The following is a 20,726-nucleotide window of genomic DNA, read 5'->3' on the forward strand; positions in this document are numbered from 1 at the left end:
ATCGCGGCGCCCTCCGACCAGGGTAGCTATACACCGTTAACGGCGCGCTTGCATCGCCCCGACACCCGGCGGCGCCGGTCGCCGGCCGTCACTTGCCCTTCATGGCGGCGGCGAGGGCCGCCGCGAGCGCGTTGTTCTGCGCGCCCTTGGCGCCGCGATCGTCCCGCCGTTCGCCCGGGCGGGCGCCTGCGGGCGCCGGCTTGCCCCGCTCGTCGCTCCGCGAAGCCGGCCGGGCGGCGCCGTCGTCCTTGCGCATGGAGAGGGCGATACGCTTGCGCTTGGCATCCACCTCCACCACCCGGACCTTGACCACGTCGCCGGCCTTCACCACCGCGTGGGGGTCCTTGACGAACCGGTCCGCCAGCTGGCTCACGTGCACGAGGCCGTCCTGGTGCACGCCGATGTCGACGAACGCCCCGAAGGCGGTCACGTTGGTGACGGTCCCCTCCAGCACCATGCCGGGCTTCAGGTCCGCGATCTCCTCCACGCCCTCGGCGAAGGTGGCCGTCTTGAATTCCGGGCGCGGGTCGCGGCCGGGCTTCTCCAGTTCGGCGAGGATGTCGCGCACGGTCGGCAGGCCGAATCGCTCGTCCACGAAGACGGCCGGGTTGAGGCCCTTCAGGGTCGCGCTGTCGCCCATCAGCGCGCGCACGTCGCGCCCGCAGGCGGCCACGATCTTCTTGGCGAGCCCATAGGCCTCCGGATGGACCGACGAGGCGTCGAGCGGCTCGTCGCCGTTCGGGATGCGCAGGAAGCCGGCGGCGAGCTCGAACGTGCGGGCGCCGAGGCGTGGCACCTCCAGGAGCGCCTTGCGGGTGCGGAACGGGCCGACGCCGTCACGATGGCGGACGATGGCCTCGGCCAGCGAAGCGCCGAGGCCCGACACCCGGGCGAGCAGCGGCGCGGACGCGGTGTTGAGGTCCACCCCGACGGCGTTCACGGCGTCCTCCACCACGGCGTCGAGGGCCTTGGCGAGATGGGACTGGTCCACGTCGTGCTGATACTGGCCGACGCCGATCGCCTTCGGGTCGATCTTGACCAGTTCGGCCAGCGGGTCCTGCAGCCGGCGGGCGATCGAGACCGCCCCGCGCAGGGACACGTCGAGACCGGGAAATTCCGTGGCCGCCGTCTCGGACGCCGAATAGACCGAGGCGCCGGCCTCGCTGACCACCACCTTGGTGGGCTTCGGCGCCGGCAGGTCCTGGATGAGCGCGGCCGCGAGCCGGTCGGTCTCGCGGCTCGCCGTGCCGTTGCCGATGGCGATCAGCTCCACCTTGTGCTTGCGCACGAGCCGCGCGAGTTCGGCGAGCGCGCCCGTCACGTCGTTGCGCGGCTGGAACGGGTAGACCGTCGCGGTGTCGAGAAGCTTGCCGGTGCCGTCCACCACCGCCACCTTCACGCCGGTGCGGATGCCGGGATCGAGCCCCATGGTGGCGCGCGAGCCGGCCGGAGCGGCGAGAAGCAGATCCTTGAGATTGCGGGCGAAGACCCGGATGGCCTCCTCCTCGGCCCGTTCGCGAAGCGTGTTCATGAGCTCCACGGAGAGATGGAGCGACAGCTTCACCCGCCAGCACCAGCGGGCCACGTCCGCCAGGAAGGCGTCCGCCGGGCGCTTCGCCGGGACGACGATCCCGTAGGCGTCCAGGATGCGCCGTTCCACCGGCTTCACCGGCGAGGGGTCGTCCGCGTCCATCTCCAGGTCGAGGGAGAGGATCTCCTCGTTCCGGCCGCGCAGCATGGCGAGCGCCCGGTGGCTCGGCACCGCGGACCAGCGCTCCCGGTGGTCGAAATAGTCGGAGAACTTGGCGCCGGCCTCCTCCTTGCCGGCCACGACCTTGGACCGCAGCATGGCCCGCGCCTGCATGTCGGCGCGCAGGGCGCCGACGAGGGCGGCGTTCTCGGCGAACTGTTCGGTGAGAATGTCCCGGGCGCCGTCGAGCGCGGCCTTCACGTCCGGCACGGCCTCGCCCACATAGGCGGCGGCGGCCTCTTGGGGAACCAGGCCGCGGTCGGCGAGGAGCGCCTCCGCGAGCGGGCCGAGCCCCTTCTCCCGCGCGATCTCGGCCTTCGTGCGGCGCTTCGGCTTGAACGGGAGGTAGAGGTCCTCCAGTTCGGCCTTGGTGGCCGCGGCCGCGATCCGGCCGGCGAGATCGTCGGTGAGCTTGCCCTGGGACTCGATCGAGGCGAGCACGCTCGCCCGCCGGGCCTCCAGGTCGCGCAGATAGGTCAGCCGCTCCTCCAGCTTGCGCAGCTGGGTGTCGTCGAGGCCGCCGGTCGCCTCCTTGCGATAGCGGGCCACGAACGGCACCGTGGCACCCTCGTCGAGGAGGGTCACGGCGGCATCCACCTGGGCCGGGCGGCAGCCGATTTCCGCGGCGATCAAGGCGGCGATCCGGGTCTTCACGGCGGCGGGGGCGATGGTCGTCATCAGCGTCTCTTCGGGCCGGTCGCCCCGGGAACTCCCGGGACCTTGGGGGCGGTCTCGTCATGATCCCGTCAGGCACGGGACTTGCGTCGGGCGGGACCATAGGCCCATGGACGCGTCGCCTCAACCGCATCGGCGCGACAGTCCACGGGCCGGAGCGCACGATGGTTGATCCGCAGCCCCGTCGGGCTGCTACAAAGGGCCACGCTGGCGGGCACGGGCCCGCCGGTCCGGGTGTCGAGGGAGTATGGGCGTGAAGATCGCGGTTCTGGGCGGCGGCGTCATCGGCGTGACGACCGCGTGGTACTTGATGAAGGCCGGCTGCGAGGTCACGGTGATCGAGCGCCAGCCGGGCGCCGGCCTGGAGACGTCCTACGCCAACGCGGGCGAGATCTCCCCCGGCTATTCGACGCCCTGGGCCGGCCCCGGCGTGCCCGCCAAGGCCGTGAAGTGGCTGATGATGGAGCACGGCCCCCTCGTCATCCGCCCGCAGGTCGACCCGGCCCAGTGGCGCTGGATGCTGCAGATGCTGCGCAACTGCACAACGGCCCGCTACCACGTGAACAAGACGCGCATGATGCGCGTCGCCAACTACAGCCGCGACATGCTGCAGGCGCTGCGGGCGGAGACCGGCATCGCCTACGACGAGCGCACGCTCGGCACCCTGCAGGTGTTCCGCACGCAGAAGCAGCTCGACGGCATCGGCGAGGACGTGCGCGTCCTGAAGGAGATGGGCGTTCCCTTCGAGGTGCTCGATCCCGCCGGCTGCGTCGGCGCCGAGCCGGCGCTCGCCCGCGTCAAGGATCTCCTGGTCGGCGGTCTGCGGCTGCCAGCCGACGAGACCGGCGACTGCCACATGTTCACCCAGCGGCTCGCCCACATGGCGGCGGACCGGGGCGTCTCGTTCCGCTATGGCACAGGCGTGAAGGCGCTTCTCACCGACGGCGACCGGGTAACCGGCGTGGAGACCACCGCGGGCCGCGTGACGGCGGACGCCTACGTGGCCGCGCTCGGAAGCTACAGCCCGCTTCTCCTGAAGACGCTCGGCATCCGGGTGCCGGTCTATCCGGTGAAGGGCTACTCGCTGACCATCCCGATCACGAACTCGCAGCTGTCGCCCATCTCCACCGTGATGGACGAGACCTACAAGGTGGCGATCACGCGACTCGGCGACCGCATCCGCGTCGGCGGCACGGCGGAGCTCTCCGGCTACAACGACCGGCTCGATCCGAAGCGGCGGGCGACGCTGGAGAAATCCGTCGGCGACCTCTTTCCGGAGGGCGGCGACCTGAAGGCCGCGAGCTTCTGGTCCGGGCTCCGGCCGATGACGCCGGACGGGACGCCGGTGATCGGCGGCACGCGCTATCGCAACCTCCACCTCAACACCGGGCACGGCACGCTCGGCTGGACCATGGCCTGCGGCTCCGGCCGGGTCATGGCCGACCTCGTCACGGGCCGGACGCCGGAGATCGCCACGGACGACCTCGCGGTCGCCCGGTACGCATGAAGTCCGTCGCTCCGACGCCGAACGCCCCGCCGACGGCTCCGTCGGCGGGGCGGTGATCTGTCGAAACCGTCGGCGCGGAAAAAACTCGCTCGCGCTGCGGCGGTCAGCGGCGACGCTTGCGGGCGAGCGGCGGCGCGGCGTCGTTCGCCGGCTGGGCCGTATCATCGGCCTTCACGGAAGTGATGGGCTGGACGATGGCGGGCGGATCGCTGGCCGGGAAGCTCTCGATGCTTCCTTCATCGACGGCGTCACTCTCGCTGGTGACGACGGCCGCGTCCTCCTCGTCCACGATCCGGGCCGCGATGCTCCAGTGCACCTCGGCGCGATCGTCCGGTCGTCCTTCGCTTTCCCAGATCCGGTGGGCCCGTTCGCGTATGCGAGCCTCCCGGTCGGTGGTGCTTGTCATGGGGCATCCTCGGTTGAAACGTCTGGGCAGGAGGAAAACAACGCGCTCCCGCCATCCGTTCCCGACAAGGCCCCGTTTTCGCCACAGGGGTGAACGGCGGCCGTCGGGGTCCGCCGAAGGGCCGTCAGTGGGTCACGTGGTCGCCCTTGCGGGCAGCCGTCGACCGGCTGCGCGGCTTGGTGAAGCCGGCTTCCTCGGTCCGGGTCTCGCTGTCGGTCCGCGCCGCGGCGGTGCGGCGGGTGTCCTCCTTGGGGCGGGCCGGGGCGGCGGCACCGGACCGGCCGGCGCCGTGCGAGGCCTGGCCGCCCTTGCGGCCCGCGGCGGCGGCCAGCGAGTGATCCCGCGCGAAGGAGCGCTTCTCGCCCGGCACGCTCTGGCCGCCCTTGCGGCCGGCGGCGGCGGCCAGCTCGCGGTCCTGCGAGAAGGAGCGCTTCTCGTTCGGAACGCTCTGGCCACCCTTGCGGCCGGCCTCAGCGGCGAGCGACCGGTCCTGCGAGAAGGACCGCTTCGCGTGCGGAACGCTTTCGCCGCCCTTGCGGGCGATCTCGCGCTGTTTGTCGTCATCCATGGCCGCAAAGCCACGATTGGACTTCCTGCGTTCGTCAGCCATCCTCAATCTCCACCGATCCAACTGCTCACGAGCCACATGGCGTCAGCTCGGACTTGGAACACCACGTAGACGGCTTTGTTCCCCGTAAAAGCAGCGTGGATCAGCGTAGAATCGGCCGGCAGCTTGAGCGTGGCCGTGCGGCTGTGAATATAGTGAAACACCAATACATCTCGTTACCGCCCTGACGACTTTTAGCCTCATGTTCCATTCGGTTCTTTTGACGAAGAAGAAGCTCAATCGGCAGAGTGACGACGGTTCGAGACCATGAGGGGCGAAAGATGACGAGACGGGAAGCCGGCGCCGGGCGGTCATCGCCGCTTCGGCGATTCCGGCGCTCCGGTTATCCCCTCGATTGCACGGCGATCCCGAAAACGACCGAAGCCGCCGCGGGGGCCGCGACGGCTTTCAAAACCAACGCCGATCCGTTGTGCGCCTCGGCTGGGGGCCTGGGTCAGGCGCCTGCCGAGGCGGCCTTGCGGCGACCTTTCGGCTTCTCCGGCGGCGCCTCCGTCGTGCCTTCCACGCCGACCGTGCGGGACCGTCGCTTGCGTTTGGGGGCATCCTCCACGACCAGCTGGTCGGTCCGGCCGGCGTCGGCGGCCGCCTCCGTGGACGGGCCGGCCGGCGCGTCGCCCTGGTCGCGGATCTCGGGGAACTCACCCTGGTTCTCGATGCTGATCAGAGGCTCGACCGGATCCTCCAGGGTTTCGTCGAGGGGAACGAGCGTGGTGTCGTTGGCGTCCTGGAGGGCGATGATCTCACGCGCCTCAGTCCAGTGCGCCTCCGAACGACCCTCGGGCCGACCTTCCGCCACCCAAAGCTCATAGGCCTTCTCGCGGACGCGGCGTTCGGTGTCGTCGACCATGGGGATGCCTCCTGGGGAATCGGTTGCAAGGGAACACGGTCGGACCGGCATTGTTCCGGCTTCCGGCCGGTCTGCCAAGCCCCTTGGTTGCATCGCAGCTGAACGCGGCGACGCCGGTGTTCACCAGCAGGCCCGAGTGAGCGGGGCGTCGCGCCGTTCGGCTCTCTGGGGGGAACAAAAGCTCGACCGCTGCCGTTGGAGAGCGCTGGCGCGCGGCGAGAACCCTCCACGGGTCCCCGCGGCCGCCAAGGTCCGCCGCCCCGGCGGGCCGGACGATTCATCCACCGGAGTCCAGTCCGATGACCCTGTCGACCATCCTGATCATCATCCTGATCCTGCTCCTGATCGGCGTGATCCCGAGCTGGGGCTACAGCCGCGGCTGGGGCTACGGCCCGGGCGGCGTCATCGGCGTCATCCTGATCATCGTCATCATCCTGGCGCTGATGGGCCGGCTCTGACGAAAGCGGCCCGGTCCGCCGGACCGGGCCCCTCCCCTGCCGGGCGGCAGGGCGATCATCGATCCGCTTAGGTCAGGCGATGCTGCTCGGGGCCTCGTTCGGCTGGCGGTCGGCGGCGGCGATGATGTCGCGCGCGGACCGCAGCAGGCGCTCCATCTCGGCGTCGGCCGCCCGGGCGACCGCGAAGGCCCGGTCGGGCTCGAAGCCGGGATCCTCCTGCTGGTCCTGGTAGCCGAGCCGGCGTTCGATCTCGCCGATCGGGTCGGCGCCGGCCGGCCGGCCACTCGCCAGCACGGCGATCAGGATCTCCAGAAGCTTGCGATGCGCAATCAGGGCACCCTCGATCTCGGGCGGCCAGCTGTCAGCGGTCGGTCCGCTCGTCATCGCGCTCCTCCGTCTCGCGGCGGAAGGTGGGGAGGTCCCTGCGAACCTCGGCGGGCGTCTGGTCGCCGGTGGTCCGGTAGGTTTCCGGCGTCGACAATCCGCCGACGAAGCCATGCGTCTCCCGGTCGGGCGCCTCGTAACGCTCCGGCGACGGATCGGACGGCGCGCGTTCGGACGGCGGCGCCTCGATCACCGACTTGGGCAGGATCTCGAAGTGCGGGGGGCGCGGCCCCTTCGGCTCGCCGTAGACGAACTCCTCCGGGGCGCCCTGATTGCCATAGGGGGCGCCGCGGACGCCGTCGTCTCCCGGCGCCGCGGAGGTCAACGGGGACGTGTCGCCCCTGTCCTTCAGGCCGTCGCGGCCCTTGCGGTCGTCGATGGGCATCGGTCCAACTCCTTCAAGCGAAGTGGCCCCGCCTCTCGCCGCCCGGCCGTCGGTCGGGCCGTTGCGATCGGCGCGGCGCGCCGGCTCCAGCGGAGCCGGGGAGGGAAGGCGACCCGGTCCCACGATCCAGGCGGGCCGCGCCGATCGCATCCGGAACGGCAGGCCGGACGGGAATGTTCCCGGGGTGCGGCGCAAATCTTTTTCCTTGCGAACGAGCCGGCGCTGGCGCGCTGTCCGACCTGACGGACCCGTCCCGTCAACAACAAATCGCTCCGGATCGATACCTCTGAGCAGTCTCTCGTCGATCAGGCCGTTCGACCTGGCCGGAGAATTCTCTAACGTCCGCCGGTGACGTCCGTGCCGGCGGACCCGTCGCGGCGCTGGTCCGCGTCCGTGGGGCTGTCCATCGCCGGGTTGTCGTAATTCTCCCGCTCGGTCGAATAGGGCTTCGGGACCGTCTCGGAGCGCACGCCGGCCTCGGCGGCCGCGTCGTGGTCGCGCAGCTTGTCGGGCTTCAGTCCGTCCACCGACGCCGGATCCCGGTGGAGCCGCTGGGGCTCCTCCGCCGGCGACACGGGCCCGGGATGGTCCGTTCCGTTGCTTCCGCTCATCGCATCTCGTCCCTGGCGGCCGCCGGCACGTCCGGCGCCCTCGTCAGGGATGCAACGGCCCATGAAGGGGGTTCGTTCCGGCTCAGCCGGTGCGCTCGCCGTCAGGGTCGTCCACAACCACACGGGCGTTCGGATGCCGGGAGACGAAGTCCAGGTCGGCCGCGAGCTGGCGCGGGTAGACGGGGGCGATCTCGATGGTCACGATCTCGTGATACTCGTTGGTCGCCAGGATGCAGAGCATCTTCTCCTCCGGACGATACTCCATCTCCTCGATCCTGACGCGCAGCTTCGGCATGCTCATCCCTTCGTTGCGAACGGCGGGGCCGCTCCTGGTCTCGCCCGGCATGCCGGGCGGGTGGACCGTCCCCGCGTGGGATACGTCCGGTTGCCGCGTTGGTTCCCGGCGGTGCCTGAGGAACCGGTTGCGATCCAGCGCCGTTGGACGGGCATCCGCAACCTCGGAAGGAGGCCATCATGGCGACCGAGAATACGAAAGTCCGTGACGCCTTTGTGGTGGGCCTGCGCAACGCGCACGGCCTGGAGAAGCAAGCGCTCCAGATCATGAACCGCCAGTTGGAGCGGATGACCGACTATCCCGAGATCATCGCGCGCCTGAACCAGCACACCGAAGAGACGAACCGTCAGGTCGAGCGTCTCGAGACGATCCTCGGCCGCTACGGCGAGTCCCATTCCGCCCTCAAGGACACCGTCATGTCCTTCATGGGCAACATGGCTGCGCTCGGTCACGCTCCGGCCGAGGACGAGGTCTTGAAGAACACCTTCGCGGACCTCGCCTTCGAGGCCTACGAGATCGCCGCCTACAAGTCGCTGATCACCATGGCCCAGAGCCTCGGCGACCAGGAGGCCATCCGGCTGCTCACCGAGAGCCTGAAGGAGGAGGAAGCCACGGCCGCCTTCTTCGACCAGAACGTCTCGACGATCACCAACCGCTACCTCCAGCAGAGCCACGCGGCCTGATCCGGCGCGCGGCCTTGGCGGGCCGCGCCGCAGTCCGGGGCCCGGGCGACGGTCGCAAGCCACATCGGCGCGGCGACCGCCGCCCGGGCCCTTTGCCGTCCGTCGTCCGTCCATCGGGCGCCACAGGAACGAAGCTGTGAATCGGGCGTTACCGGAGAGCGCCGTTCGCTCTGGAGGAGGAGGATCGGCCGTTTCATCGCCCGGCCCCACGGGCCTGGGCCACCAATCCCTTTTCGAGCGGCGGGTGGATCCGAACATGACCGAGCAGATGTGGGACGCCAAGAGCGAGATCGCCGCCCTCATCCCGGCCCTTCGCGCCTTCGCCCGCACGTTGGTCCGAAATCCGACGGACGCCGACGACCTGGTGCAGGAGACCCTGATGAAGGGGATCGCCAACTCCCACCGGTTCCAGCCGGGCACCTCGTTGAAGTCCTGGCTGTTCACCATCCTCCGGAACACCTTCTACACGAACATCAAGATCTCCAACCGGGAACACCCGGGCGCCGCCGGCTGCGTTTCGGAAGACTGCATGCTTCTGCCGAGCCAGGAATGGTCGGTGCGCGGCCTGGAACTGCGCGAGGCGCTCGACCGTCTGCCGGAGGATCAGCGCGAGGTCCTGGTGATGATCGGCGTGCTCGGCATCTCCTACGAGGAGGCGGCCGTCATCTGCGGCTGCGCCGTCGGCACCATCAAGAGCCGGCTCAACCGCGCCCGCAACCGCATGCTGTCCTATCTGGAGGCGGAGACCCCGACCGAGCTGCTGGAGGACAACGAGCCGGCGCGCGGCCTCGCCGCCTGATCACCACGGCCGACCGAGGCGCCCGACCCGGCCGCCGGGTCCGGCGCCGGCCATCCGACGCACGAAAAGGCCCGGCCGGTCGGTCGGGCTACGTCATGGCGAAGCCGGCGAGGCGCCTGGTCAGCGGGCCGCGCGCTTGCGGCCCCGGCTCGCCTTCGCCTTCTGCTCGGCAGCCACCTCCGGCGAGGCCGCGAACGTGGGCGAGGCGTCGAGACCGGCGCCCTCGGGCACGTCGTCCACCATGCGGCGGGCTTCGGACCAGTGGTGCTCGTGCCGCCCGTCGGGCTGGCCTTCCGCCAGCCAGAGCGCATAGGCCTGCTCGCGGATCTTGGCCTCAAGGTCAGTCATCGGATCATCCTCCCCTGCATTGAACCGAGGGACCCAACGGCACCGCGGTCGAAAGGTTCCACGAGCTCGAGCTCGGGCGCCTCAATCGTCCGAAGGGCGGCCGTCGCCGGGTGCGCGCGTCCCGCCGGACGCCTGCGGCGCACCGGAAGACGCGGCGCGTTCGCCGTCGTTGGCCCGACACCGATCGGCAGCGGCCAGCTTTGCTTCCAGCGTGTGCGACAGCGCCATGATCTCTTCGGGCACGCGTTCCTCGATCAGGGGACGGTACAGGCGACGCAGTCCCTCTCCCAGCTCCGCCTGACGGGGATCGAGAGGGATGATCTTGTCGTCGGGCTTGTCGTCGGCCGTTGCCATCGAGCCGGTCCTGGTTCGCGCCGAGCGAATACGATCCACGACGGACCATGGATCAGGCCGGGCATGACCTCTCCGCCTGCCCGCCGAACCTGCGCGACGGGCACATTGTTCGGCCGGCCGCCAAAAAGGGGCGGCTTGTCGGCCTAGAAGACCGCCGCCCTGGAGCGCCGGCAACAGAAAACGCCCCGACCGGCCGGCCGGGGCGCTCCCTGTTGCGTCGTCCTGCGCGCGGCCCGGTGGCCGCGGCGGATCACTCCTGCGTGGCCGGGGGCGTGGTCATGCCGCCGCCGGTGCCGGCGTCGCTCGTGCCGGTCGCGCCGGTGGACGGGGTGACGCCTTCGGACGTGCCGCTCGATGCCTGGGCTTCGGCGTCCTCCAGGGTGCGGAAGGCCGGCGCCTGCTCCAGCTCCTCCTTGGTGGTCTGCAGCACGATCTGGACGTCGTCCGACTCGCCTTCCTCGCGATTGACGGTCAGCCGCTCGAACGGCACGGCCACGTTCTTCTCGCCGATGCCGAGGAAACCGCCGACGCCGATCACCACGGCGCTCGGGGTGCCGTCCTGTCCGAGGACGACGTCCTTCACGTCACCGATCTCCTCGTCGTTCTGGCCGCGGATATCCGCGCCCATGAGGTTGGAGGCGAGCCACTGGCCTTCCTGCTGCATCTCGACGAACTGCTCCGAGCCCGCGCCGGCCATGCCGGCCGTCGTCTCGGTGTCGGAGGTGCCGACCGGCGGCTGCGTCGTGGTGGCGGCCGGCGGGGTGGTGGTGGCCGGCGGGGTCGTCATGTCGGTCTGGGCCGGCGGGGTCTGGCCGGTGGTGGTCGAGGTGTCCTGCGCCATGGCGCCGCCGACCGACAGGGCGGCCACAAGGGCAACGGCGGACATCGAGGTCATCATCTTCATGGTGTTCTCCTTTCCATCCCAGCGCTGCGGGGCGCTGGAAAAAGAAGCGGCCGGCCAGAGTGTTTGTTCCGAACTTTCGCCGAGGCGGATCCGGCGGCGGCGTCGCCGGCGGCCGATCTGCGCGGCGCCGCGGGACAGCTCAGACGAGCGGGACCGGAGCCGCCGCCTCGAAGAAGAGCGCCTGGGAGATCAAGGCCTTCAGGGCCTCCTCGTCATAGGGCTTGCCGACCACGTAGGTCGGCTCCGGGCCGTCCCCGGTGAGCAGCCGGTCGCTGTAGCCGGTGACGAACACCACCGGCACCGCGAACGCCTTCTGGATCTCGATGACCGCCTCGATGCCGCCCGCCTGGCGGTCCAACTGCACGTCGGAAAGGATGAGGCTCGGCCGCAGGATGCGCGCCTGGGCGATCGCGGTGTCGCGGCGCGTCGCCATGCCGACCACCACGTGGCCCATGGACTCCACGATCCGCTTCAGGTCCGACGCGATGAACCAGTCGTCCTCGATGATCAGTACCCGGGCGTCGAACTGGCGGTCGAGGGCGGCCTCCGCGTCCGCGACGGAGCGGCGGATGTCGTCGGCCCTCATGCCGGTGATGGCGGCCATGTCCGGGACGTCGAAGCCTTCCATGGTGGCGAGCAGGAAGACCAGGCGGTTGACGGGCACGAGCGCCTGGAGGCGACGGTCGATCACGTGGCCGCCGATGCCGGGGGCGGACGCGACCTCGCCGCTGATCACCGTCCAGACCTGGAAGAACGCGCTGTAGAGGGCGACCCGCGGATCCGCGGCCCGGTCCATCCGGGCGCGGCCGTCGATGAGCGCCTTCAGGGTCTCGCTGACGAAGGTATCACCGAGCGTCCGCGACCCGGTGAGGGCGCGGGCGAACCGGCGAAGATATGGCACATGCCTGGCGATGCTGCCCATGGGTAGGTCGCCGCTGCGATAGGGGGCGGGCGGCCGTCCGACGGCCGCCCTTCGGGTCATGCAACGCCCGACTTCAAGGCCGCGTTCCGATGTAGGCCAGGAAGAAGGCGACGATCACGAGGGCGATGCCGATGACGAGCACCCAGCGCACGCGGTTGGCCGGCGCGGCCCCCCGGGCTTCGGTGGGGTTCTTCTCCGGGCTGGCGTCATGGGTCGGAGGCGTCGAGTTGCGCAGAGGGTCGGCCATCAGGTCGGCTCCTGTTCGGGTATGGCGGTCTGGGGTTCGGGGGACGTCTTTTCGGCGTCGGCCGTTGCCGGAGTCGCGCCGGGCTTCGCCTCGGCGCCGGCGCCCGACGCCTTCTCGGGAGCGCTCGTCTCCGGCACGGCCATCTCGGCCTCGTAGATGCGCAGCGACCGTCCGGCGAGGACGACGCTGTCGCCGGCCCGCTTGGGATCCTCGTGGCAGGTGTCGGCGGTGTCGACGAGGCAGAGCCAGTTCTGGTTGCCTTTCGGGATCACGAACTCCACGCCGTCCGGCGCGCCGTTCAGCATCACGAGCAGCGACGGTTCGCGCGGACGGGACGGGGCGAGGCGCACGGAGAGGCACTTGACGTGCGGCTGGGACCATTCGTCGGAGGCCATCCTCGATCCGGTCGAGGAGAACCAGGCCACGTCCGGCACGCCGCGGCTGCCGCGGTCGCCGGTCAGGAACTCCGCCCGCGCGATGGCCGAGCGGCGCCGGCGCAGGTCCGCCAGGGTGCGGATGAAGTCGACCAGGTCCTCGTCGGTCTTGGACCAGTCCACCCAGCCGATCTCGTTGTCCTGGCAGTAGGCGTTGTTGTTGCCGCCCTGGCTGTTGCCCATCTCGTCGCCGGCGAGCAGCATCGGCACGCCCTGGCTGAGGAAGAGGGTGGCGAGGAGATTGCGCTTCTGCCGCCTGCGGATCGCGTTGATCTCCGGGTCGTCCGTCTCCCCCTCGACGCCGCAGTTCCAGCTGCGGTTGTCCGAATGACCGTCGTTGTTGCCCTCGCCGTTCGCCTCGTTGTGCTTCTCCTGGTAGGTGACGAGGTCGTGGAGGGTGTAGCCGTCATGGGCGGTGACGAAGTTCACGCTCGACCACGGGCGGCGGTGGCCTTCGCCGAACAGGTCCTGGCTCGCCGCGAACCGGGTCGCGAAGGCGCCCAGCATGCCGCTGGTGCCGGCCCAGAAGTCGCGCACCACGTCGCGGAAGTCGCCGTTCCACTCGGAGAAGCCGGCCGGGAAGTTGCCGAGCTGGTAGCCGCCCGGCCCCACGTCCCACGGTTCGGCGATGAGCTTGAGGTTGCCCAGGACCGGATCCTGCAGGATGGCCTGGAAGAAGGGGTGGCGCGGGTCGAACCCGTCCGGCCGGCGGCCCAGGGTGAGCGCCAGATCGAAGCGGAAGCCGTCCACGTGATAGGTGTCGACCCAGTGGCGCAGGCTGTCGAGCACCATCTGCAGGACGCGCGGATGGTTGGTGTCGAGGGCGTTGCCGGTGCCGGTGAGGTCGTCGCAGTAGCGTTTGTTGTCCGGCATCAGCCGGTAGTAGGACATGTTGTCGATGCCGCGCCACGACAGGGTCGGGCCAAGGTGATTGCCCTCGCAGGTGTGGTTGTAGACCACGTCGAGGATCACCTCGATGCCCGCGTCATGGAGCCGGTCGACCGTCTCGCGGATCTCGCTGCGGTTGCCGTTGGAGAGATAGCGGGCTTCCGGGGCGAAGAAGGACAGGGTGTTGTAGCCCCAGTAGTTCGTCAGGCCCCGTTCCAGCAGGTGGCGGTCCTGCGCGAAGGCGTGCACCGGCATCAGTTCGACGACGGTGACGCCGATCCGCTTCAGGTGGTCGATGACCGGATCGGTGCCGAGCCCCGCGAATGTCCCGCGCAGCTTCTCCGGCACGTTCGGGTGCTGCATGGTGAGGCCGCGCACGTGGGCCTCGTAGATGATCGACTTCGGCCAGGAGATGCCGGGCGCCACGCGGCGCGTCGGGTGGTCGGCGACCACGCGCGCCTTGGGGATGAAGGCGGCGCTGTCGCGCTCGTCCTTGACGAGGTCGGCGTCGTCGCCGGCGCCGATGGTGTAGCCGTAGAGGGCATCGTCCCAGGTGAGCTCGCCGACGAGCTCCTTGGCGTAGGGATCGATCAGAAGCTTGTTCGCGTTGAAACGGTGGCCGTATTCCGGTGCCCAGGGACCGTCCACCCGGTAGCCGTAGACCGCGCCTTCCAGGATGTCCGGCATATAGCCGTGCCAGACGCCGTTGGTGCACTCCTCCAGGTCTATGCGGTCGATCTCGTGGCGGCCCCGGTCGTCGTAGAGGCAGAGGGTGACGCGCTCGGCGTGGTCGGAGAAGATGGCGAAGTTGGTGCCGTCCTGGTCGGGCGTGGCGCCGAGGGGATAGGGACGTCCCGAGCGGATCGACCGGCCGCGCCGGTGAACCGCCGGCGTTGGTACGAGAGTCTGTACTGGGACGACGTCCGTCATGTCCGCTCCTCTGCCCTGGGTAGCGACGACGAATTCCCCTCGGGAAGGCCTCGCTCCCGCATCCCGCCCGGCAGCGCCGGCGGGCGGTCGCACGAGGGGTCAGCCGCATCGCCGGGGGGTAACGTCCCCGTGCTCTGGATCGTTCCGCCGACGGTCTGGGTTGCAGTCGCGGGTGGCAGAAGCGCTCGGCCGACCATCGGGACACCGCACCATGCCGCGCCGCGGCATGGCTGCCATTCGCCAAGTGCATGGCGCAGATATGCGGAGCTTTGCCAGCAGCTGCCAAGACCGCTCGTCCGCCGCCGCGAGACGAGACGAGCGTTCAGACCGAGAAAAACCGTCCCGGAGCGGGATTTCGTTGCTTCAAGAAGCCTTGGCGCAGCGTTTCGAACCGGGAATGCAGGCGCTTTTGCTCGTGTCCGACAACCCGCGATTCACGATGTTGCCTGGGGTTCCCTCGCCCACGGTAATCCTTAGGTCTCATTTCGCCTTCGCCGCGCTGCGGCTTAGCATCACGGCCATACATGTCCGCCGGCCCCGAACGCCCCGGGCCGGGTGTTTCGCAGCCCACCTTTAACCTTGGCGACAGGCGGCCGATGGCCGGAGCGGAACCGTGGGCCATGCTGGCACGTTGGTTGCTCCGATCCTTAGGTCACTGAATTTCTTTTCGAAACAGAGCTTCCGGATTTTCCAATTGGAGACGCAGATGGCGACCCCGAACGTGCTCATCGTGGAAGACGACCCGATCTTCGCCCTGGATCTGCAGGACATCGTCTGGGAGTCCGGATGCACGCCGATCGGCCCGGCCCGTTGCCTGCAGGGCGCCCTGGAGCTCAGCCACAGCTTCCCGATCGACATCGCGCTCGTGGACACCACCCTGTCCGATGGCGAGACCGGCCTCACCGTCGCCCGTCTTCTCAGCGAGCAGTTCGGTATCCGCACGGTCATCGTTTCCGGCAGCATCCCGCCGGCGGACGCCATGGGGGACACGGAATTCGTGTTCGTCCAGAAGCCGGTTCCGGCGGAGGTGCTCGGCAAGATCCTGGCGCCGCTCGCGCGCTCCGGCGCCAAGCGCGGCCGCGCCGGCTACCGCCAGGACGCGGCCGAGGCGTCCGTCGCGGCGCTCTGAGCCACCTGGGCCGAAACGACGGCGGTTTCCCGAAGCGGCCCATGAGGCCGCTTCTCGCATTCCGGACGGATGCGGCCGCGACTTCGATCGTGGACAGGCGGACGCGGGTCCCGGGGCTCAGGCCTGCGCGGCCACGGCCTCGCTCACCTCGTGTTCGTCTGGAAGCGGCATGCGCATCACCACTCGGGTACCCCGGTGCGCCGGGTCGATCGTGGCGGCGGACTTCAGCGTGTCCAGCATGGCGCGGACCACCCGCATGCCGAGCCCGGACCCGCTTCGCGCGCCCTCCCCGCCTCGGATGCCGACCCCGTCATCCTCGACGGCAAGCACCAGCGCGTCGTCGCCGCGGGTGAGCGAGACGCGGATCTCGCCCGTTCCGTCCGGGTAGGCGTACTTGTAGGCGTTGGTGACCAGTTCGGCCACCACCACGCCCACCGAGACGGCCTGGTCGGTCGGGATCCGGACCGGGTCGGCCAGAAGGGTCAGCCGGTGAGCCCGTCCGGACGCCGACATGGCGGCCTCCAGTTCGGCCACGAGGCCGTGCATGTAGCTGTCCATCTCCACCGCGCTCACGTCCTTGGACGTGTAGAGCCGCTTGTGGATCTGGGCGATCGCCGCGATGCGCCCCTGCGTTTCCGCCAGCGCCGCCCGGGCGGCCGGATCGTCCACGCCCCGCTGCTGCATGGCCACGAGCGAGGCCACCAGCTGCAGACTGTTGGCCACCCGGTGGTTGACCTCGCGCAGCAGCATCTCGGCGCGGGCGCGGGCGTCGCGCATCTCCGCCTCCGCGGCCTCCTTCAGCTGGCGCAGCCGCACGGCCTCGATCGCCTGTTCCACGGCGGTGCGCAGGAGGTCGAGGAACACGCCGCCCACGTCCTTTATCACGTAGTCGGCCGCGCCGGCCTTCAGCGCCGAAACGGCGATGCGGCCTTCGTTGGCGCCGGTCACGTAGATGACCGGCGGCGGGCTTTCGAGCGCCTGGATCTCGGCGAGGACGTCCAGGCCTTCCCTGTCGGGCATGAAGTGGTCGAGCGCGATGGCGTCGAAGCGCTCGGACGTCAGCCGGGCGAGGCCGAGGTCGCCGCTCTCCACCGGCACGACATGGTAGCCGTGGCGGCCGAGGGTCCGGCCGACCAGACGGCCGAGCGCCGGATCGTCATCGATGTAGAGGAGCCGGATCGGGGATGCGCCGTCGGCCGTCACGGTGCCTCCGGGATCTGCATCACGGAGAGGAAGAGGCCGAGCTGGCGGATCGCCTGGGCGAAGCTTTCGTAGGACACCGGCTTAGTGATGTAGACGTTGCAGCCGAGATCGTAGCAACGCTGGATCTCGCGCTGGTCGTCCGTGGTGGTCAGCACCACGACGGGCGCACGGCGCATGCGCGGGTCGGCCTTGATGCGGGCCAGGATGTCGGTGCCGCTCATGTCGGGCAGGTTCAGGTCGAGGAGCACCAGGATAGGCCTCTCCTCGATGGACTCGCCGTTGAAGAGGTGCTCCACGGCGGCCGTGCCGCTGGCGAAGTGGCGGATGTCGTTGCACACGCCGGCGCGCCGGATGTTCTTCTCGATCAGTCGGGCATGCCCGTCGTCGTCCTCGATCATCACGATCGTGACCGGCCGCTGTATCGTCATTCAGGAACTCTGGAACTGGTCTGCGATCCGCCGTGGCAGATCGAGGGTGAAGGTCGATCCCTCGCCGTGGATGGAGGCGACCGTGATCCGCCCGCCCAGTTTCCGCACGAGCGCGCGGACGTGGGCGAGGCCGATGCCCTCGCCGGGTTTGTCCTGAACGCCGGCGCGGCGAAAAAGTTCGAACACCCGTTCGAAGTCCTTCTCCTCGATGCCGCGGCCGTTGTCCTTGACCGTGTAGACCACCCGGTCGCCGTCGGGGCGGCCGGACAGGCGGATGCGGCCCGGCCGCTCGGGCGAGAGATACTTGACCGCGTTTTCCACCAGGTTGGCGAAGACCTGCTCCAGCGCGAGGCGGTCGGACACGATGTCCGGCACCGCGGGGTCGATATCGATCGTCGCCCCCACAGCCGCCGCCTGGTGGGCGACGCCCGCCTTCACCTGGGCGAGGAAGGCCGCCATGGCGACAGGCTCCGGCGTCAGCACCCGCCGCTCGGCCCGCGACAGGGTCAGGATGGCGTTGATCAGGCGATCCATCTTCTCGGTGGACGAGCGGATGAAGCCGATCGCCTCGTCGAACTCCTCCCGGAAGAGCGCGTCGAGGCTCGGCGACGCCAGGTCGGGCGCCGTCTCGCGCGCCTTGGCGTAGAAGCGGCCGAGTTCGTCGCGCGCCGTCTCCAGTTCGCTCGTGAACCCCATGATGTTGACGAGCGGGGCGCGCAGGTCGTGGCCGACGATGTAGGCGAAGCGCTTGATCTCCTCGTTCGCCTGCTGAAGGTCCGCGGTCCGGGCCCGCACCGCGCCCTCCAGGTCGCGGTTGGCCGCCTCCAGGGCGGTCCGGGCCCTGACAAGTTCCGTGGTGCGCCGCTCGACCTTGGTCTCCAGAGTCTCGTTGAGCCGCCGCAGCGACGCTTCCGCGTCCTTCAGGCCGGTCACGTCGGTGTGGATCCCGACCCATTCCTCCACCTCGCCGTCGGCGCCGACGAGGGGCGTGGCGCGGACCAGCATGGAGCGGTAGACGCCGTCGCGACGGCGCAGCCGGTGCTCCACCGCGTAGAGGCTGCGGGTGAGGAGCGCCTTCGACCAGATCTGGGCGGTGAGCGACCGGTCGTCGGGATGGACCGCCGCGAGCCATCCCCATCCTTTCAACGCCTCGAAGGGCTGGCCGGTGAACGCCGTCCAGCGTGGCTGCTCGGTGTCGAAGCCGCCATCCGGGCGGGCGGTCCAGACCACGGCGTCGGTGGCCTCCACGAGCGACCGGAAGCGCTTCTCGGACCGGTTGAGCCGCTGCTCCACCGCCTTGAGGTCGTCGATGTCCGTGCAGGTCCCGTACCAGCGCTCGATCCGGCCTTCCGCGTCGCGAACCGGCATCGCCCGACCGAGCACCCACCGGTACACGCCATCATGCCGACGGAGGCGGTACTCGATCTCGTAGAGCTCGCCGGTCGCCAGGGAATGGCGCCACCGCTCCCAGGCCAGGTCCTGCTCGTCCGGGTGGAAGATCCCGTTCCAGCCCGCCCCGTCCGTGGACCCCTGCGGAACCCCGGTGAATTCGTACCAGCGGCGGTTGAAATAGTCGTGGTGGCCGTCCGGCCGGGTCGACCAGACCATCTGGGGCATGGTGTCGAGCGCCCGGTGCAGGGCACTGCCGCGGGCGGGCGCGGGGTTGGTCACGGCGTCGTCGCGTCGGGCCAAATCGATCCATCCCCCATCTGTCGGTCTCCCATCGATCCAAACCCTGTGAGCCGGCACGGCGGCGACCGCCGGCCACGAAGCCGGTCGAGACGGCGTGCGTCCATGGATCTATTCATGCAAATTGCATGCATATTTCTATGCGACACGCCAGCCTCCGGACATCGCAGGTCCTCGTCCAGGGATGCGGCGGAAACGAGGCGAGGCGCGCGATGTGGCGGTTGGGACCCGCCCGATTGCGGCGGCCTCGGGTCAACTTGCGGACGCAGGTGCGGCATCGGCGGAACAATTCTTTGCATGGCCGGTTCCCGCTTGCGACCAGGACCCGCCCAGGAAGGGTGCCGGGACCCGACCCGGTCCGTGTCCGAGGCGTCCGCGGGGCTTGAGATGAACGTTCTCTTCGTGACAAGCGAGATGGCGGGCCTTGCCAAGGTGGGCGGGCTCGGCGAAGTGTCCGCATCGCTGCCGCGCGCCCTCCAGGTCCGGGGGCTCGGCGTCCGCGTCCTCATGCCGGCCTACCCGTCCGTGCTGGCGAGCCTCACGGCGCGCGTCGTGGTCCGCTGGCTGCCCGGCCTCAACGACGTCCCTCCCTGCCGCATCGAGAAGGCCGTCACGCGCGGCGGCGTTCCGGTCTACCTCGTGGTCTGCCCCGAGCTCTACGAGCGCTCCGGCGGCGCCTACACGGACCAACGGTCGGCCGAATGGGTCGACAACGACATCCGCTTCGCCCGGCTCGGCCTCGCGGCGGCCCAAGTGGCCATGGACGGCGCCGAACCCGGCTGGGTGCCGGACGTCATCCACGCCCACGACTGGCCGACCGCCCTGTCGCTCGGCTACCTGCGCTGGTTCGGCGCGCGGCTGCCGACCGTCTTCACCGTCCACAACCTGGCCCATCAGGGGCTGTTCTCGCCTGAACGGATGGGCTCCCTCGGTATTCCGCCCGAAGCCTTCGGCCTCAACGGGGTGGAGTTCCACGGTCGGCTGTCCTTCATCAAGAGCGGCCTCTTCTATGCCGACCATGTGACGACCGTATCGCCCACCTACGCGCGGGAGATCACCGGCGAGCGGCTCGGCTGCGGGCTCCACGGCCTCCTGTCCGGCCTGTCGGACGAAGGCCGGCTCACCGGGATCCTGAACGGGATCGAGGACGGCTTTCCGGCCAACGACAACGACCCGGACCGGCCCGCCCGTCGTCCGAACCGCCGGCACGAGGCCCGCAACGTGCGCACCGGCTTCTGCCTGGAGCCTTCCGACGGGCCGCTGTTCGGTTTCGTGGCGCGCATAGACCCGCAGAAGGGAGTGGACGCGCTCGGCGAGGTGAGCCGCACCGTGGTGGAGAACGGCGGCCAGCTCGCCATCCTGGGCGAAGGAAGGCCCGACTTCGAGCGCCGTCTCGTCGACCTCGCCAAGCGCTTCCGCGGCCGCGTCGGTGCCTTCATCGGCTATGCCGAACCGCTCGCCCACCGGGTGTTCGCCGGCAGCGACTTCTTCCTCATGCCGTCCCGGTTCGAGCCCTGCGGCCTTACCCAGATGTATGCCCAGCGCTACGGCAGCCTGCCGATCGCCTATGCGACCGGCGGCCTCGCAGACACCATCGAGGACGGCACCACCGGGTTTCTCTACCACGACTATTCGCCTCTCGCGCTCAAGCGGGCGGTGCTGCGCGCCTTCGCGGCCCATGGCGAGGAGACGCGGCTGAAACGCATGCGCCGGGAGGCCCAGAGCCGCGATTTCAGCTGGTCCGCCTCGGCCGCCGCCTATGTGGACATCTACCGCCGGGCCCTCGCCCGCGCGCGGTCCGGTGAATGACAGGAGTTGCGTT

The 20,726-nt window shown here is 69.8% G+C and carries 23 protein-coding genes; 6 read left to right on the plus strand and 17 right to left on the minus strand.

The genetic code is table 11. The annotated features are described in order from the left end of the window. Positions 1 to 88 precede the first annotated feature (88 nt). Positions 89 to 2,428 (minus strand): Tex family protein, encoded by a 2,340-nt coding sequence (locus HND91_RS08885; RefSeq protein ID WP_181706206.1) that lies wholly within the window; start codon positions 2,426 to 2,428, stop codon positions 89 to 91. Between the two features lie 244 nt (positions 2,429 to 2,672). On the opposite strand from HND91_RS08885, the gene HND91_RS08890 reads away from it, so the two are divergent. After that, entirely contained in the window at positions 2,673 to 3,932 is a 1,260-nt protein-coding gene (locus HND91_RS08890) for a D-amino acid dehydrogenase (RefSeq protein WP_210272634.1), read from the plus strand. A gap of 103 nt (positions 3,933 to 4,035) precedes the next feature. Here HND91_RS08890 and HND91_RS08895 read toward each other — a convergent pair whose 3' ends face one another. From HND91_RS08895 to HND91_RS08905, 3 genes are all read right to left on the minus strand, one after another. Next, on the minus strand, positions 4,036 to 4,338 hold the full coding sequence (locus HND91_RS08895) for a DUF2934 domain-containing protein (RefSeq protein ID WP_181706208.1): 303 nt from the start codon (positions 4,336 to 4,338) through the stop codon (positions 4,036 to 4,038). A 124-nt stretch (positions 4,339 to 4,462) separates the two neighbouring features. After that, positions 4,463 to 4,948 (minus strand): con-10 family general stress protein, encoded by a 486-nt coding sequence (locus tag HND91_RS08900; protein ID WP_181706209.1) that lies wholly within the window; start codon positions 4,946 to 4,948, stop codon positions 4,463 to 4,465. 451 nt (positions 4,949 to 5,399) lie between these two features. Continuing rightward, the gene (locus tag HND91_RS08905) at positions 5,400 to 5,813 is read right to left on the minus strand and encodes a DUF2934 domain-containing protein (RefSeq protein WP_181706210.1); all 414 of its coding nucleotides are present in this window, start codon (positions 5,811 to 5,813) and stop codon (positions 5,400 to 5,402) included. Between the two features lie 299 nt (positions 5,814 to 6,112). Between HND91_RS08905 and HND91_RS08910 the strand changes: the two genes are divergently transcribed. Next, positions 6,113 to 6,271: a DUF3309 family protein gene (locus HND91_RS08910; RefSeq protein ID WP_181706211.1), complete on the plus strand. Its 159-nt coding sequence runs from the start codon at positions 6,113 to 6,115 to the stop codon at positions 6,269 to 6,271. A 72-nt stretch (positions 6,272 to 6,343) separates the two neighbouring features. Here HND91_RS08910 and HND91_RS08915 read toward each other — a convergent pair whose 3' ends face one another. The 4 genes from HND91_RS08915 to HND91_RS08930 all read right to left on the minus strand — a co-directional run bounded on the left by HND91_RS08915 (position 6,344) and on the right by HND91_RS08930 (position 7,946). Beyond that, on the minus strand, positions 6,344 to 6,655 hold the full coding sequence (locus tag HND91_RS08915; RefSeq protein WP_181706212.1) for a hypothetical protein: 312 nt from the start codon (positions 6,653 to 6,655) through the stop codon (positions 6,344 to 6,346). Beyond that, entirely contained in the window at positions 6,633 to 7,040 is a 408-nt protein-coding gene (locus HND91_RS08920) for a hypothetical protein (protein WP_181706213.1), read from the minus strand. The genes HND91_RS08915 and HND91_RS08920 overlap by 23 nt, the downstream gene beginning before the upstream one ends. Positions 7,041 to 7,375: 335 nt before the next feature. Further along, a complete protein-coding gene (locus HND91_RS08925; protein WP_181706214.1) occupies positions 7,376 to 7,651 on the minus strand; it encodes a hypothetical protein in 276 nt (91 codons plus the stop codon). An 82-nt stretch (positions 7,652 to 7,733) separates the two neighbouring features. Then, entirely contained in the window at positions 7,734 to 7,946 is a 213-nt protein-coding gene (locus HND91_RS08930; RefSeq protein ID WP_181706215.1) for a hypothetical protein, read from the minus strand. A 179-nt stretch (positions 7,947 to 8,125) separates the two neighbouring features. Here HND91_RS08930 and HND91_RS08935 point away from each other — a divergent pair, with 179 nt between their 5' ends. Beyond that, entirely contained in the window at positions 8,126 to 8,629 is a 504-nt protein-coding gene (locus HND91_RS08935) for a ferritin-like domain-containing protein (protein ID WP_181706216.1), read from the plus strand. Between the two features lie 256 nt (positions 8,630 to 8,885). Continuing rightward, on the plus strand, positions 8,886 to 9,428 hold the full coding sequence (locus HND91_RS08940) for a sigma-70 family RNA polymerase sigma factor (protein ID WP_246329376.1): 543 nt from the start codon (positions 8,886 to 8,888) through the stop codon (positions 9,426 to 9,428). A 120-nt stretch (positions 9,429 to 9,548) separates the two neighbouring features. Here HND91_RS08940 and HND91_RS08945 read toward each other — a convergent pair whose 3' ends face one another. The 6 genes from HND91_RS08945 to glgX form a co-directional block, all read right to left on the minus strand. Further along, complete coding sequence (locus HND91_RS08945) at positions 9,549 to 9,776, minus strand: DUF2934 domain-containing protein (protein ID WP_181706217.1); 228 nt, start codon at positions 9,774 to 9,776, stop codon at positions 9,549 to 9,551. Positions 9,777 to 9,857: 81 nt separating this feature from the next. Then, positions 9,858 to 10,130, minus strand: a complete 273-nt coding sequence (locus tag HND91_RS08950; protein WP_181706218.1) for a hypothetical protein — start codon at positions 10,128 to 10,130, stop codon at positions 9,858 to 9,860. A gap of 250 nt (positions 10,131 to 10,380) precedes the next feature. Beyond that, positions 10,381 to 11,034 carry a PRC-barrel domain-containing protein gene (locus tag HND91_RS08955; RefSeq protein ID WP_181706219.1) on the minus strand — a complete coding sequence of 218 codons (654 nt, stop codon included), beginning with the start codon at positions 11,032 to 11,034 and terminating at the stop codon, positions 10,381 to 10,383. Between the two features lie 139 nt (positions 11,035 to 11,173). Continuing rightward, positions 11,174 to 12,016 carry a response regulator gene (locus HND91_RS08960; protein ID WP_181706220.1) on the minus strand — a complete coding sequence of 281 codons (843 nt, stop codon included), beginning with the start codon at positions 12,014 to 12,016 and terminating at the stop codon, positions 11,174 to 11,176. A gap of 13 nt (positions 12,017 to 12,029) precedes the next feature. Continuing rightward, positions 12,030 to 12,203, minus strand: a complete 174-nt coding sequence (locus tag HND91_RS08965) for a hypothetical protein (RefSeq protein WP_181706221.1) — start codon at positions 12,201 to 12,203, stop codon at positions 12,030 to 12,032. Continuing rightward, a complete protein-coding gene (gene glgX, locus HND91_RS08970; protein WP_181706222.1) occupies positions 12,203 to 14,455 on the minus strand; it encodes a glycogen debranching protein GlgX in 2,253 nt (750 codons plus the stop codon). The genes HND91_RS08965 and glgX overlap by 1 nt, the downstream gene beginning before the upstream one ends. 706 nt (positions 14,456 to 15,161) lie before the next feature. Between glgX and HND91_RS08975 the strand changes: the two genes are divergently transcribed. Then, positions 15,162 to 15,584, plus strand: a complete 423-nt coding sequence (locus tag HND91_RS08975) for a response regulator (RefSeq protein WP_181706223.1) — start codon at positions 15,162 to 15,164, stop codon at positions 15,582 to 15,584. A gap of 117 nt (positions 15,585 to 15,701) precedes the next feature. On the opposite strand, the gene HND91_RS08980 is transcribed toward HND91_RS08975, so the two are convergent. Genes HND91_RS08980 through HND91_RS08990 form a run of 3 tightly spaced genes read right to left on the minus strand, consistent with a single transcriptional unit; the run spans position 15,702 to position 18,907 of the window. Beyond that, positions 15,702 to 16,787 (minus strand): histidine kinase dimerization/phosphoacceptor domain -containing protein, encoded by a 1,086-nt coding sequence (locus HND91_RS08980; RefSeq protein WP_181706224.1) that lies wholly within the window; start codon positions 16,785 to 16,787, stop codon positions 15,702 to 15,704. Beyond that, a complete protein-coding gene (locus HND91_RS08985; protein WP_181706225.1) occupies positions 16,784 to 17,215 on the minus strand; it encodes a response regulator in 432 nt (143 codons plus the stop codon). The genes HND91_RS08980 and HND91_RS08985 overlap by 4 nt, the downstream gene beginning before the upstream one ends. Next, positions 17,216 to 18,907: a sensor histidine kinase gene (locus HND91_RS08990; RefSeq protein WP_181706226.1), complete on the minus strand. Its 1,692-nt coding sequence runs from the start codon at positions 18,905 to 18,907 to the stop codon at positions 17,216 to 17,218. A 384-nt stretch (positions 18,908 to 19,291) separates the two neighbouring features. Between HND91_RS08990 and glgA the strand changes: the two genes are divergently transcribed. After that, complete coding sequence (gene glgA / locus HND91_RS08995; protein WP_181706227.1) at positions 19,292 to 20,713, plus strand: glycogen synthase GlgA; 1,422 nt, start codon at positions 19,292 to 19,294, stop codon at positions 20,711 to 20,713. The last annotated feature ends 13 nt before the right edge of the window (positions 20,714 to 20,726 follow it).

The organism is Chthonobacter rhizosphaerae (assembly GCF_013839525.1).
Taxonomy (GTDB): Bacteria; Pseudomonadota; Alphaproteobacteria; order Rhizobiales; family Pleomorphomonadaceae; genus Chthonobacter; species Chthonobacter rhizosphaerae.

Bases quoted from the DNA above. Each gene is read 5' to 3' on its own strand.
- HND91_RS08910 (WP_181706211.1), top strand. From the start codon at position 6,113: ATGACCCTGTCGACCATCCTGATCATCATCCTGATCCTGCTCCTGATC.
- HND91_RS08950 (WP_181706218.1), bottom strand. From the start codon at position 10,130: ATGGCAACGGCCGACGACAAGCCCGACGACAAGATCATCCCTCTCGAT.
- glgA (WP_181706227.1), top strand. From the start codon at position 19,292: ATGAACGTTCTCTTCGTGACAAGCGAGATGGCGGGCCTTGCCAAGGTG.
- HND91_RS08930 (WP_181706215.1), bottom strand. From the start codon at position 7,946: ATGCCGAAGCTGCGCGTCAGGATCGAGGAGATGGAGTATCGTCCGGAG.
- HND91_RS08945 (WP_181706217.1), bottom strand. From the start codon at position 9,776: ATGACTGACCTTGAGGCCAAGATCCGCGAGCAGGCCTATGCGCTCTGG.
- HND91_RS08920 (WP_181706213.1), bottom strand. From the start codon at position 7,040: ATGCCCATCGACGACCGCAAGGGCCGCGACGGCCTGAAGGACAGGGGC.
- HND91_RS08905 (WP_181706210.1), bottom strand. From the start codon at position 5,813: ATGGTCGACGACACCGAACGCCGCGTCCGCGAGAAGGCCTATGAGCTT.
- HND91_RS08900 (WP_181706209.1), bottom strand. From the start codon at position 4,948: ATGGCTGACGAACGCAGGAAGTCCAATCGTGGCTTTGCGGCCATGGAT.
- HND91_RS08960 (WP_181706220.1), bottom strand. From the start codon at position 12,016: ATGACCCGAAGGGCGGCCGTCGGACGGCCGCCCGCCCCCTATCGCAGC.
- HND91_RS08895 (WP_181706208.1), bottom strand. From the start codon at position 4,338: ATGACAAGCACCACCGACCGGGAGGCTCGCATACGCGAACGGGCCCAC.
- HND91_RS08925 (WP_181706214.1), bottom strand. From the start codon at position 7,651: ATGAGCGGAAGCAACGGAACGGACCATCCCGGGCCCGTGTCGCCGGCG.
- HND91_RS08935 (WP_181706216.1), top strand. From the start codon at position 8,126: ATGGCGACCGAGAATACGAAAGTCCGTGACGCCTTTGTGGTGGGCCTG.
- HND91_RS08890 (WP_210272634.1), top strand. From the start codon at position 2,673: ATGGGCGTGAAGATCGCGGTTCTGGGCGGCGGCGTCATCGGCGTGACG.
- HND91_RS08985 (WP_181706225.1), bottom strand. From the start codon at position 17,215: ATGACGATACAGCGGCCGGTCACGATCGTGATGATCGAGGACGACGAC.
- HND91_RS08885 (WP_181706206.1), bottom strand. From the start codon at position 2,428: ATGACGACCATCGCCCCCGCCGCCGTGAAGACCCGGATCGCCGCCTTG.
- HND91_RS08965 (WP_181706221.1), bottom strand. From the start codon at position 12,203: ATGGCCGACCCTCTGCGCAACTCGACGCCTCCGACCCATGACGCCAGC.
- glgX (WP_181706222.1), bottom strand. From the start codon at position 14,455: ATGACGGACGTCGTCCCAGTACAGACTCTCGTACCAACGCCGGCGGTT.
- HND91_RS08940 (WP_246329376.1), top strand. From the start codon at position 8,886: ATGACCGAGCAGATGTGGGACGCCAAGAGCGAGATCGCCGCCCTCATC.
- HND91_RS08975 (WP_181706223.1), top strand. From the start codon at position 15,162: ATGGCGACCCCGAACGTGCTCATCGTGGAAGACGACCCGATCTTCGCC.
- HND91_RS08915 (WP_181706212.1), bottom strand. From the start codon at position 6,655: ATGACGAGCGGACCGACCGCTGACAGCTGGCCGCCCGAGATCGAGGGT.
- HND91_RS08955 (WP_181706219.1), bottom strand. From the start codon at position 11,034: ATGAAGATGATGACCTCGATGTCCGCCGTTGCCCTTGTGGCCGCCCTG.